Annotated in this window: 10 protein-coding genes; 4 read left to right on the forward strand and 6 right to left on the reverse strand. The window is 60.3% G+C overall.

Annotation, left to right across the window (positions count from 1 at the left end; genetic code table 11):
- Positions 1–61 precede the first annotated feature (61 nt).
- Complete coding sequence (locus JQF37_RS08485) at positions 62–547, reverse strand: YajQ family cyclic di-GMP-binding protein (RefSeq protein WP_047532521.1); 486 nt, start codon at positions 545–547, stop codon at positions 62–64.
- A gap of 134 nt (positions 548–681) precedes the next feature.
- On the opposite strand from JQF37_RS08485, the gene JQF37_RS08490 reads away from it, so the two are divergent.
- Genes JQF37_RS08490 through JQF37_RS08500 form a run of 3 tightly spaced genes read left to right on the forward strand, consistent with a single transcriptional unit; the run spans position 682 to position 4,265 of the window.
- On the forward strand, positions 682–1,599 hold the full coding sequence (locus JQF37_RS08490; protein WP_130204587.1) for a putative 2-dehydropantoate 2-reductase: 918 nt from the start codon (positions 682–684) through the stop codon (positions 1,597–1,599).
- Between the two features lie 45 nt (positions 1,600–1,644).
- Positions 1,645–3,681 carry a HAMP domain-containing sensor histidine kinase gene (locus JQF37_RS08495; protein WP_130204585.1) on the forward strand — a complete coding sequence of 679 codons (2,037 nt, stop codon included), beginning with the start codon at positions 1,645–1,647 and terminating at the stop codon, positions 3,679–3,681.
- A 2-nt stretch (positions 3,682–3,683) separates the two neighbouring features.
- Positions 3,684–4,265, forward strand: coding sequence for a cob(I)yrinic acid a,c-diamide adenosyltransferase (locus JQF37_RS08500; RefSeq protein ID WP_130204583.1), 582 nt, complete (start codon positions 3,684–3,686; stop codon positions 4,263–4,265).
- A 64-nt stretch (positions 4,266–4,329) separates the two neighbouring features.
- Here JQF37_RS08500 and JQF37_RS08505 read toward each other — a convergent pair whose 3' ends face one another.
- From JQF37_RS08505 to secA, 4 genes are all read right to left on the reverse strand, one after another.
- Positions 4,330–5,274 carry a Nudix family hydrolase gene (locus JQF37_RS08505; protein WP_130204581.1) on the reverse strand — a complete coding sequence of 315 codons (945 nt, stop codon included), beginning with the start codon at positions 5,272–5,274 and terminating at the stop codon, positions 4,330–4,332.
- Positions 5,271–5,903, reverse strand: a complete 633-nt coding sequence (locus JQF37_RS08510; RefSeq protein ID WP_130204579.1) for a glutathione S-transferase family protein — start codon at positions 5,901–5,903, stop codon at positions 5,271–5,273. The genes JQF37_RS08505 and JQF37_RS08510 overlap by 4 nt, the downstream gene beginning before the upstream one ends.
- 146 nt (positions 5,904–6,049) lie before the next feature.
- Entirely contained in the window at positions 6,050–7,267 is a 1,218-nt protein-coding gene (gene argJ, locus JQF37_RS08515) for a bifunctional glutamate N-acetyltransferase/amino-acid acetyltransferase ArgJ (RefSeq protein ID WP_130204577.1), read from the reverse strand.
- 119 nt (positions 7,268–7,386) lie between these two features.
- A complete protein-coding gene (secA, locus tag JQF37_RS08520; RefSeq protein WP_130204575.1) occupies positions 7,387–10,122 on the reverse strand; it encodes a preprotein translocase subunit SecA in 2,736 nt (911 codons plus the stop codon).
- A gap of 308 nt (positions 10,123–10,430) precedes the next feature.
- Between secA and JQF37_RS08525 the strand changes: the two genes are divergently transcribed.
- A complete protein-coding gene (locus JQF37_RS08525; protein ID WP_130204573.1) occupies positions 10,431–10,886 on the forward strand; it encodes a DciA family protein in 456 nt (151 codons plus the stop codon).
- Between the two features lie 56 nt (positions 10,887–10,942).
- On the opposite strand, the gene JQF37_RS08530 is transcribed toward JQF37_RS08525, so the two are convergent.
- Positions 10,943–12,424: a helicase HerA-like domain-containing protein gene (locus JQF37_RS08530; RefSeq protein WP_130204571.1), complete on the reverse strand. Its 1,482-nt coding sequence runs from the start codon at positions 12,422–12,424 to the stop codon at positions 10,943–10,945.
- Positions 12,425–12,585: the final 161 nt, after the last annotated feature.

Here is a 12,585-nt window from a genome sequence, read left to right on the forward strand (position 1 = left end):
CGTTTCTACCGTTGCTTGGGCCTCGGACGCCGAAAACGCCGAGAGGTTCCCGCTTGCTACGTCAGTCGCGGAAGTTGTTGAACTGCAGCGGCATGCCGAATTCCTTGGCCCGCAGCACCGCAATGGCCTCCTGCAGGTCATCGCGCTTCTTGCCGGTGATGCGCACTTGCTCGCCCTGAATGGCGGCCTGGACCTTGAGTTTTGCGTCTTTGACGTGAGCGACGATTTTCTTCGCCAGCTCTTTGTCGATACCTTCCTTGAGAACGGCTTCCTGCTTCATCAACTTGCCCGATGCAAAGGCATCCTTGACTTCAAGGCACTGCACGTCGATCTTGCGCTTGACCAGCGACAGCTTGAGGATCTCAATCATCGCCTCCAGCTGGAAATCCGCTTCGGCGGTCAGGTTGACGGTCAGGTCCTTTTCCTTGAACTCGAAGCTGCCTTTGCCTTTCAGGTCATAACGACGATCGAGTTCCTTGACGGCGTTTTCGACCGCGTTGGTGACTTCGTGTTTGTCCAGTTCGGATACCACGTCGAACGACGGCATGTAGTTTCTCCAATAAATGGGCGCGCCGATGAAGCACACCTGGCTTGCGGTAAAAATCCGCGCTGATTATAACGGGTCTTTTCCATCATTCACTGTGAGCCTTCCATGCGCGCCTTAAACAGAGCAAAAAGCTGATGTCCACCACCTGGCATGTCCTGGGGGCCGGAAGCCTTGGCACGTTGTGGGCGACGCGCCTGACACGGGCCGGAGTGCCGGTGCGACTGATTCTGCGGGATAGCGCGCGCTTGCAGGCTTACGAAACGGCAGGCGGGCTGACACTGGTCGAACATGGCGAGGCACAGCACTATCCCGTACCGGCTGAAACACCCGACAGTATCGAGCCGATCAATCGCCTGTTGGTCGCCTGCAAAGCCTACGACGCTGAAAAAGCCGTGGAACAACTGGCGCCGCGCCTGGCCCCCGGTGCAGAGCTGATTCTCCTGCAGAACGGCCTGGGCAGTCAGGACGCCGTCGCAGCGCAAGTACCGCAGGCACGCTGCATTTATGCATCAAGCACCGAAGGCGCCTTCCGTGACGGCGACTGGCGTGTGGTGTTCGCGGGACACGGCTTTACCTGGCTCGGCGATGCTGGCCATCCAGTCGCGCCGATCTGGCTCGATGACCTGAGCGCCGCCGGCATTCCCCATGAGTGGAGCACCGAGATTCTGACCAGACTGTGGCGCAAACTGGCGCTCAACTGTGCGATCAATCCGCTGACGGTGCTGCACGATTGCCGAAATGGCGGTCTGCAGGAGCATCACTGTGAAGTCGCCACCCTTTGCGGTGAACTGACCGAATTGCTTGAGCGCTGTGGCCAGCCGGCGGCGGCCGAGAACCTGCAGCAGGAAGTGGAACGGGTGATCCACGCCACCGCTGCCAACTATTCCTCGATGTATCAGGACGTGAGCAACCGACGTCGAACCGAAATCAGTTACTTGCTGGGTTACGCCTGCAAGGCATCGGACAGGCACAAGCTCAACCTGCCGCACCTCAACCAACTGCAACAGCGCCTGATCACCCATCTGAAAAGCCTTGGATTGCCCAGCGACTGAGCAGCGGCTACGCTGGCCACTTGTTCCTCTGCAGCGATAAACCCGATGCCATTGCGCCAGCGCCTTGAAAACCTGCCCGTCGGCCAGAAACTGTTGGCCGCCCTGTTGGTGCTGTTGACCACCGTCCTGCTGGTCGCCAACCTGACCTTTATCAGCGCCGCGTATTACATCTCCCAGGAAAGCATGGCCCCGCAGGCCCTGCAGACCATTGGTCGACTGGTGTCCAACCCGAGCCTGGTGGCCGATGCCTTGCAATCGCCACAAAACGCCGAGCGCCTGCTCAATGAACTCAACAGCTACTCCCCGCTGCGGGCAGCCGCGCTCTATGACGGCAAAGGTGTACGTCTGGCACAGCTGCAACATGGCGACCACCTGAGCCTGCCCGAGCGTTACCGGCACATCGAAGCCTGGCAAGCCACCGAGTTTCGCAGCAATCAAGTGATCACCCTGCCCCGCCCCGGGACTGACCCCGGCCACTTGCTGCTGGTGGCCAGCAGCGAACTGCCGATGGCGTTCTATACCGGCACCCTGACCGCCAGTCTCGGGATTCTGATCTTCAGCGTGCTGCTGTGGATGGTGATCGCCCGGCAAATCAAACGCCTGATTACCCGACCGATCCACGAACTCGAAGAACTCTCCCGACAAGTGACGCGGGAAGAGAATTACGCACTGCGCGCCTCGCGCGGCAATCACGATGAAATCGGCAGTCTCGCTGAAGCGTTCAACACCATGCTTTCGCGCATCGAGGCCCGGGAGCAGCAACTCAAGCGGGCGCGGGATGATTCTCAGGCGGCTTATGACCAGGCTCAGGGGCTGGCCGAAGAAACCCGGCATACCAACCGCAAACTGGAGCTCGAAGTCCAGGTGCGCAGCAAGATCGAGAAGAAACTCACCGGTTTTCAGAATTATCTCAACAGCATCATCGACTCCATGCCGTCGGCCCTGATCGCCCTCGACGAGCAGCTCTACGTCACGCAGTGGAACCAGGAAGCCAGCGCCCTCTCCGGCACACGCCTCGATGAAGCCTTGAACCAGCCAATTTTTCTCGCTTTCGAACCGCTCAAGCCGTTTCTGCCACAACTCAAGCAGACCGTAGAACAACACACCGTGGCGAAGATCGAGCGCGTGACCTGGGTCAAGGACGATGAACCCAAGCACTACGCCCTGACCTTCTACCCGCTGATGGGCGGCGCCGGGCGCGGCGTGGTGATCCGGATCGACGACATCACCCAGCGCCTGTCCCTGGAAGAAATGATGGTGCAGTCGGAGAAAATGCTTTCCGTCGGCGGCCTTGCCGCCGGTATGGCCCACGAGATCAACAACCCGCTGGGCGCGATTCTGCATAACGTGCAGAACATTCGTCGACGCCTGTCCCCCGACTTGCCGAAGAACCTTGAGCAGGCCGAACAGGTGGGTGTCGAACTGTCGACGGTCAATGACTACCTGAAAGCCCGTGAAGTGCCACAGCTGCTCGACGGCATCCAGCAGGCCGGCGCCCGGGCGGCCAAAATCGTGACCCACATGCTCAGTTTCAGTCGTCGAAGCACTCGCCAAATGGCCCCTTGCGATCTACCGGCGCTGATTGATCAAGCCGTGGAAATCGCCGGTAACGACTTCGACCTGGCCATCGGTTTCGATTTCAAGGGTCAGGCAATCATTCGCCAGTTCGACCCGGCGCTGGGCCCGGTGCCCGGCACGGCCAACGAACTGGAGCAGGTGCTGCTCAACCTGCTGAAAAACGCCGCCCAAGCCATTCACCAGCGCGAAGACGACAGCGAACCGGGACGGATCATCCTGCGTACCAAGCTGAATCCGCCATGGGCCGAAATCCAGGTCGAAGACAACGGCGTCGGCATGAGCGAAAGCGTACGCAAACGCACGTTCGAACCTTTCTTCACCACCAAGGAAATTGGCCAGGGCACCGGTCTCGGCTTGTCCGTCTCGTACTTCATCATCACCAACAACCATAAGGGTCAGATGGAAGTGCAATCGACCCTGGGCCAAGGCACCTGCTTCACCCTGCGCCTGCCATTGGCGGGCACCCCGCTCGTCTCTCAAGAACTCAATCAGCTATCGAGGTAACCATGGGCTTTCGCTTGTCGAAGATTTACACCCGCACCGGCGACAAAGGCGAAACCGGTCTGGGCGACGGCCGCCGCGTGCCCAAGGACCATCCACGGATCGAGGCCATAGGCGAGGTCGATACGCTCAACAGTCAGGTGGGCGTGTTACTGGCCGGGCTGGCCGCGCAGTGCGTCAAGCATCCGGGGCTGGAGGAAGTGATCGAGGTATTGGCCCCCTGCCAGCACCGACTGTTTGACCTTGGCGGCGAACTGGCAATGCCGGAGTATCAAGCGTTGAACGCCGCAGAAATCGAACGCCTGGAAGCGGCGATCGATGTGTGGAACGAGGAGCTGGGGCCGCTGGAGAACTTCATTCTGCCGGGCGGTTCGATGCTGATTGCCCAGGCTCACGTCTGCCGCAGTCTGGCTCGCAGTGCCGAGCGTCGCTGCCAGCATTTGAACGCGATTGAACCGTTGGCCGGAGTGGGCCTGGCATACATCAATCGACTGTCGGATTTGCTGTTTGTGATAGCACGGGTGATTGCCCGGCGTCAGGGGGTTGCGGAGATTCTTTGGCAGCCCGCGGCGAAACCTGAAGTTTAGTCGTCGCCTATTAGGCCCTCTTCGCGGGCTTGCCCGCGAAGAGGCCGACAGCATCACTGCATAATCAAGCCTCAGGCCAAAACGCCCGAATCCCGGCCACACCTTGCGCACCCGCCGCCCAGGCCTTCCGGACTTCCGCAGGCCCCACGCCACCGAGCAGGAACACCGGTTTTCTGAAACCGTCGATCAAGGTCGAGGCCTGTTCCCAACCCAGCGGTTGAGCGCCCGGATGAGTGAGGGTCGGCTGCACCGGTGACAGGGTCACGAAGTCCACGCCCATCTCTTCGGCCAGCGCCAGTTCTTCGGCGTTATGACAGGACGCCGCCAACCAGCGCGACGCAGGCAACGGACGACCGGCCGCCGCGTATTTGCGCAGTTGTGCCGAGGTAATGTGCCAACCGGCGGAAGGGAAATCCCCCAGCCATTCGAACGGGCCCTTGATCATCAACTGCGCCTTGCCGGCGCACAGTCCCACCGCGTCCACAGCCAGATCACGATACTTGGGGTCGTAACCGTTCGGTGCGCGCAACTGGATCAGCTTGATGCCACCCGCGATGGCTTTCTGGATCCCCCTCAACAAGGCCGGGGTTTCCAGATCCTCCGGGGTGATCAGGTATTGCTCGGGCAAACGGGCAGCAGCGACGATAGGCCGATTGGCCTCCGGAAACTCGTAATTCGAGAGCTCACGGGCGGTCACCCAGGCCAAAGGCTGACCTTCGGCACCATGAGGTTCGCCGGTGAACGCCGAGACTTCCCAAACATCCAGCAAAACTTGCTTGTCCGGGTAGTCGTGTTGAACCTTGATCAGTGGTCGCGCGACGTCGACGACAATGCCCAGTTCTTCGTGAAGCTCGCGACCAAGAGCCGTTTCAACGGACTCGTCAGCTTCGACCTTGCCACCAGGGAATTCCCACAGCCCACCCTGATGCTGGGTGTCGGCACGGCGAGCGATGAGGATCTTGCCGCTGCTATCACGGATAACGGCGGCGGCTACGTGTACTCGTTTCACCGCTTGATTTCCTCCAGTCCGGCCTTCTGCCAGGCCTTGAAGGCTGGCCATTGGTAGATGGTTTGAACATAGGCTTCGTCAGCTGCGGACAGCTTCACCTGATAGGTGCGCAGGCGCACGGCGATGGGCGCAAAAAACGCGTCGGCCAGGGTGGCCCGACCAAACAGATACGGCCCGCTTTCCGTCGCGACGGCACGGCACTCTGCCCACAACGCGGACATGCGTTCAATGTCCGCCTGCACGTCGGCCGGAACCGGCGACAGAGGTGCATCATGGCTCAGGTCGAATGGCATGTTGCCGCGCATGGCGAAGAACCCGGCATGCATCTGTGCGCACGCTGAACGCGCCTGGGCACGGGCCGCGGTGTCTTTGGGCCAGAGGCCAGCATCGGGGAATTGCTCCGCCAGGTACTCGGCAATCGCCAGGGAATCGGCGACGGTCCCGTGTCCGGTTTTCAGCAGTGGTACTTTGCCGGTCGGCGAATGCTTGAGCAGACGTTCACGGGTGTCCGGCTGGTTGAGCTTGATCAATTCTTCGGTGTAGGAGGCACCGGCCAAGTCCAGGGCCAGAGCGCCGCGCAGGGACCAGGAGGAAAACAGTTTGTCGCCGATGATCAGGTGCAGGCTCATGTTCGGGACCTTTTGATGAAGGGGACAGACCAGTCTAGCGAGTGACTGGCAGACCGCCATCGCTAGCAGGCTAGCTCCCACAGTTATTCGGGTGTACACAAACCCAATGTGGGAGCGAGCCTGCTCGCGATGGGGTCGACGCGATCTTAAGTACGGTATTCCGCGTTGATCTTCACGTACTCATGCGACAGGTCGGTGGTCCAGATGGTTTCGCTGCAATCGCCGCGTCCCAGCTCGATACGGATGGTGATTTCTTCCTTCTGCATCACCGCCGCGCCCTGGGCTTCGGTGTAAGTCGCGGCGCGCGCGCCACGGCTGGCGATGCACACGTCGCCGAGGAACACGTCGATCTTGCTCACGTCCAGATTGGGTACGCCCGCGCGGCCGACGGCAGCGAGGATACGACCCCAGTTCGGATCGGAAGCAAACAATGCAGTCTTGATCAGCGGCGAGTGGGCCACGGTATAACCAACGTCCAGGCACTCCTGGTGATTACCGCCGCCGTTGACTTCAACGGTGACGAACTTGGTCGCGCCTTCACCGTCGCGCACGATCGCCTGGGCCACTTCCATGCACACTTCGAACACGGCCTGTTTCAACTTGGCGAACAACTCGCCTTCAGCGCGGGTGATTTCCGGCAGCGCAGCCTGACCAGTGGCGATCAGCATGCAGCAGTCGTTGGTCGAAGTGTCGCCATCGATGGTGATACGGTTGAACGACTTGTTGGCGCCGTCCAGCAACAGGTTTTGCAACACATCGCGGGAAACTTTGGCGTCGGTGGCGATGTAGCCCAGCATGGTCGCCATGTTCGGGCGGATCATGCCCGCGCCTTTGCTGATGCCGGTGACGGTGATGGTCACGCCATCATGCTGGAACTGACGGCTGGCACCCTTGGGCAGGGTATCGGTGGTCATGATGCCGGTGGCAGCGGCTTCCCAGTTATTGACCGACAGGTCGTCGAGGGCGGCTTGCAGCGCGCCTTCGATTTTCTCGACCGGCAGTGGCTCGCCGATCACACCGGTGGAGTACGGCAGCACCAGGCTGGCATCCACACCCGCCAGCTCGGCCAGCTTGGCGCACGTGCGCTCGGCGGCGGCAAGGCCGGGTTCGCCGGTACCGGCGTTGGCATTGCCGGTGTTGGTCAACAGGTAGCGTACCGGGCCTTGCACGCGCTGCTTGGCCAGGATCACCGGTGCCGCACAAAAGGCGTTGAGGGTGAACACGCCGGCGACGGTCGAACCTTCGGCACAACGCATGACCACAACATCCTTGCGCCCCGGGCGCTTGATACCGGCCGAGGCGATACCGAGTTCAAAACCGGCAACCGGGTGCAACGTTGGCAAAGGACCAAGACCAACAGCCATGAATGCGCTCCTTATAGATGATGTGTGCACCGCTTCAGGAAGAGCGGTGGTTTAAATGGCAAAACGCCGCGACGGCAGGAGCCGGTCGCGGCGCGGGTATTTCAGCGTTTGAAACGGGGTTACTGAATCTGCCCGTGGCAATGCTTGAATTTCTTGCCCGAACCGCAGTAGCACAGCTCGTTACGGCCCAGCTTCTGCTCACTGCGTACCGGTGCGGTGGCCAGGGCCACATCGACCTCTTCACCCAACGCTTCCGGCTGCTCCAGACCCGGGGCTTCTTCATGCAGGAACTGCATGCGCGCCGCCAGTGCTTCGGCCTCCTGACGCAAACGGGCTTCTTCTTCGGCCGGATCTTCGCGACGAACCTGAACGTGGGACAGCACACGGATCGAATCGCGCTTGATCGAATCGAGCAGTTCGGAGAACAGCGTGAACGACTCGCGCTTGTACTCCTGTTTCGGGTTCTTCTGGGCATAGCCACGCAGGTGAATGCCGTGACGCAGGTGATCCATGGTCGACAGGTGGTCTTTCCACAGGTCGTCCAGCACGCGCAGAACGATTTGCTTCTCGAAAGTACGCAGCGCCTCGGCGCCCGCCTGGTCTTCTTTCTCGTTGTACGCCGCCACGAGTTCCTGCATCAGCTTCTCGCGCAGGGTTTCTTCGTAAAGGTGATCGTCTTCGTCGAGCCATTGCTGGATCGGCAGCGCCACGCCGAAGTCGCTCTGCAAGGCGGCTTCCAGACCGGCCACGTCCCACTGCTCCGGCAGCGATTGCGGTGGAATGTGCGCGCTGACGGTGGCGTTGAGCACGTCCTGGCGGAAGTCGGCGATGGTTTCACCGATGTTGTCCGCGGCCAGCAACGTGTTACGCATGTGATAGATCACTTTACGCTGTTCGTTGTTGACGTCGTCAAACTCGAGCAGTTGCTTGCGAATATCGAAGTTGCGACCTTCAACCTTGCGCTGCGCCTTTTCGATGGCGTTGGTCACCATGCGGTGCTCGATCGCTTCGCCAGGCTGCATGCCCAGGGCTTTCATGAAGTTCTTCACCCGGTCAGAGGCGAAGATGCGCATCAGGCTGTCTTCCAGAGACAGGTAGAAACGGCTGGAACCGGCATCACCCTGACGACCGGCACGACCACGCAACTGGTTGTCGATACGGCGCGATTCGTGACGCTCGGACGCGATCACCTGCAAACCGCCCGACTCGAGCACTTGCTGGTGACGCTTCTGCCAGTCGGCCTTGATCTGGGCAATCTGCTCAGGGGTCGGGTCTTCCAGCGAAGCGACTTCCACTTCCCAGTTGCCGCCCAACAGGATATCGGTACCACGACCGGCCATGTTGGTGGCGATGGTGAGTGCACCTGGGCGACCGGCCTGGGCGATGATCTCGGCTTCTTTTTCGTGGAACTTGGCGTTCAGGACCTTGTGTTCGATGCCTTCCTTCACGAGCAGGCTGGACATGTGCTCGGACGTTTCGATGGTCGCAGTACCCACCAGCACCGGACGACCGGCAGCCATGCTTTCCTTGATGTCGGCGACGATTGCCGCGTATTTCTCGTCGGCGGTCAGGAACACCAGGTCGTTGTAATCCTTACGGGCCAACGGCTTGTTCGGTGGAATGACCATGACCTGGAGGCCATAGATCTGGTGGAATTCGAACGCTTCGGTGTCCGCCGTACCGGTCATGCCGGACAGTTTGCTGTACAGACGGAAGTAGTTCTGGAACGTGGTCGACGCCAGGGTCTGGCTTTCGGCCTGAATGTTGAGGTTTTCCTTGGCTTCGATGGCCTGGTGCAGGCCCTCGGACAAACGACGGCCCGGCATGGTACGACCGGTGTGTTCGTCGACCAGGACAACCTGACCATCCTGCACGATGTATTCGATGTTGCGATGGAACAGTTTGTGCGCACGCAGACCGGCATACACGTGAGTCAACAGGCTCAGGTTGTGCGCCGAGTACAGGCTCTCGCCTTCAGCCAGAAGGCCGATGCGGGTGAGGGTTTCTTCGACGTACTGGTGACCGGCTTCGTTGAGCTCTACCTGGCGGGTCTTCTCGTCAACGGTGTAGTGACCGGCCTTGGTGACTTCGCCTTCGACTTCCTCGACATGCAACTCCAGCTGCGGGATCAGCTTGTTGATCTCGATGTACAGCCTGGAGCTGTCCTCGGCCTGACCGGAAATGATCAGCGGCGTACGGGCTTCGTCGATGAGGATGGAGTCGACTTCGTCGATCACGGCAAAATTGAGTTCGCGCTGGAATTTTTCTTCCATGCTGAACGCCATGTTATCGCGCAGGTAATCGAAACCGAATTCGTTGTTGGTGCCGTAGGTAATGTCGGCGGCGTAGGCGGCGCGCTTCTCTTCCGGCGGCTGGAACGGCGTGACCACGCCGACCGACAGGCCGAGGAATTCATAAAGCGGGCGCATCCAGTTGGCGTCGCGGCGAGCCAGGTAGTCGTTCACCGTCACAACGTGCACGCCCTTGCCGGACAATGCGTTGAGGTAAACGCCCAGTGTCGCCACCAGGGTCTTGCCTTCACCGGTACGCATCTCGGCGATCTTGCCTTCATGCAAGGTCATGCCGCCGATCAGCTGGACATCGAAGTGGCGCATACCCATGACGCGCTTACCGGCTTCGCGGGCGACCGCAAAGGCTTCTGGCAGCAGCTTGTCGAGGGTTTCCCCTTTGGCGATGCGGGCCTTGAACTCATCTGTCTTGGCACGCAATTGATCGTCCGAAAGGGCCACCATTTGCTCTTCGAAGGCATTGACGAGTTGCACCGTCTTGAGCATGCGTTTGACTTCACGCTCGTTCTTGCTTCCAAAAAGTTTCTTTAACAAAGGCGCAAACATATCGGCAGGATCTTCCACACTAAAGGGATGGAGGGCGGCCCCGTGAGTCGCCCGTGCAGCCCTCATGGCCGCATGCGAACGAGCATTCTACCCGGAAACGATGGTGAGGAAAGTGGCGTTATTCCACGATGCTGGCACAGCGCTGTGACGGGGCTCACTTAAAATAGGGGCAAATGGCTGAACTTCAAGCCATAGGCGACAGAAGTTACTTGTTGATTTAATGGGCAAACCCCGCATAAAAGCAATGGGGCAGGTGCATCCGGCGCTTTCTGCTACCATGGCGGCTCTGTTACTTAAGGTGTCTGATCATGGCATTTCGCCCTCTTACGGCCAGAGCACCCGCCGTTCTGCTTCGCGAAGCCAAGCCGCTCAAGGCTATTCTCGGCCACGCTCAACGCCTTGGACATCTGCAGCGGCTACTGGAAAGCCAACTGCAGCCGGCCGCCCGCGAGCATTGTCATGTAGCGTCGTGGCGCGAAGGCAGTTTGTTGCTGATTGTCACCGACGGTCATTGGGCCACTCGCCTGCGTTATCAACAAAAGCGCCTGCAGCGGCAATTGCAGATGTTCGACGAGTTCACCAGCCTCACGCGAATCCTGTTCAAGGTACAGCCGCCCACCGTTCAGCAAGGTGCCGCCGGGCATACCATGGATTTGTCCAACGATGCCGCCGCCACCATTCAGGCGACGGCCGATGGCATCAGCGACCCGAACCTGCGGGCCGCGCTGGAACGATTGGCGGCGCACGCCAGACCCAAGGGTTGATAAAAAACCAATGTGGGAGCGAGCCCGCTCCCACCGTTTTTACGCGCCGACTCAAATCAACGGCGTTTGCTGCCGCCTAATAATGATCCCATCAACCCGCGCACCAGCTGTCGCCCCAACTGATTCGCCGCCTGTCGCATCGCCGACTTCAGCGCTTGCCCTGCCGCGGTGCCGAGGAATTCGCCGGCCTGTTCGGTGAAGCTTGGCTCCTGCGGAGCCGGCTTGCCGGGTTCAGCTTCAGGCGCCAGGCCTTTGCGCCCCATCAGCACTTCGTAGGCGGATTCGCGATCGATCGGCTTGTCATATCGCCCCTGCAATGGCGAGCTGGCAATCAATGCCGCGCGCTCGGCCTCACTCAGCGGCCCGATCCGCGATTGCGGTGGTGCCACCAGCACCCGCTGGACCATCTCCGGCGTGCCCTTGTCCTGCAAGGTGCCGACCAGCGCCTCGCCGATCCCGAGTTCGGTCAGCACCGACAGGGCATCGAACGCCGGGTTCGGCCGGAAACCCTCGGCCACCGCCCGCAAGGATTTCTGCTCCTTGGCGGTGAATGCGCGCAAGCCGTGCTGGATGCGCAAACCCAACTGCGCCAGTACGTCATCCGGCAGGTCACCCGGCGATTGGGTGACGAAATACACGCCGACACCTTTCGAGCGAATCAGCCGCACCACTTGTTCCAGACGATCCTGCAATGCCTTGGGCGTACCGGCGAACAACAAGTGTGCCTCGTCGAAGAACAGCGCCAGCAGCGGCTTATCCGCATCGCCGCGCTCCGGCAATTGCTCGAACAATTCAGCCAGCAGCCAGAGCAGGAATGTTGCGTAGACCTTAGGCGCTTCATGAACCAGACGACTGGCATCGAGCAAATGAATACGTCCGCGCCCATCGGCGCCCGGTTGCAGAATATCTTCGAGTTGCAGCGCCGGTTCGCCGAACAGCGCTTCGGCGCCCTGCTGTTCAAGGATCGCCAGGCGCCGCAACAGCGCCTGACTGGACCCGGTGGTCATCAACGCCGCGTCGTCGCCGAGCAACGCCGGATTGTCCTTGAGGTGATTGAGCAGCGCCTTCAAATCTTTCAGGTCCAGCAGCAACAGGCCTTCGCGGTCCGCGACCTTGAAGGCGGCGTACAGCGCCGACTGCTGGCTGTCCGTCAATTCGAGCAAACTTCCCAACAGCAGCGGCCCCATTTCGCTCAAGGTCGTGCGCAATGGATGACCGGACTGACCGTGCACGTCCCACAGCGTTACCGGATAAGCCTGAGGCTTGTGGTTCAGCCAGGGCATGCCGGCGATCCGCTCGGCGATTTTGCCCTGGGGATTGCCGGCGGCGCCCAGGCCGCACAGGTCGCCTTTGATATCGGCGGCGAATACCGCTACACCGGCGTCACTGAAGGCTTCGGCCATGCGTTGCAAGGTAACGGTCTTGCCTGTCCCGGTGGCGCCCGCGATCAAACCGTGGCGATTGGCCAGGCGCATGGCCTGGGTGATCGGCTGCCCCGCGGGATCGGCGCCGATAACGATTTGCAATGACTCAGACATTTGGTCCCCCATGGTTAATCTTTGGTCCTACACGGCCGATAGACATAACGACAAAGCAGACAGACACAATCTGTAAGAGATTTCTCTAAGGAGCGGCGGAAATATCACTTGCTTTGAACCTTGCACATTTTGCGTCTCTTTATAAAAGCACGCGTTGTACA

The sequence above is a fragment of the Pseudomonas sp. MIL9 genome, assembly GCF_016887925.1.
Classification (GTDB): domain Bacteria; phylum Pseudomonadota; class Gammaproteobacteria; order Pseudomonadales; family Pseudomonadaceae; genus Aquipseudomonas; species Aquipseudomonas mohnii.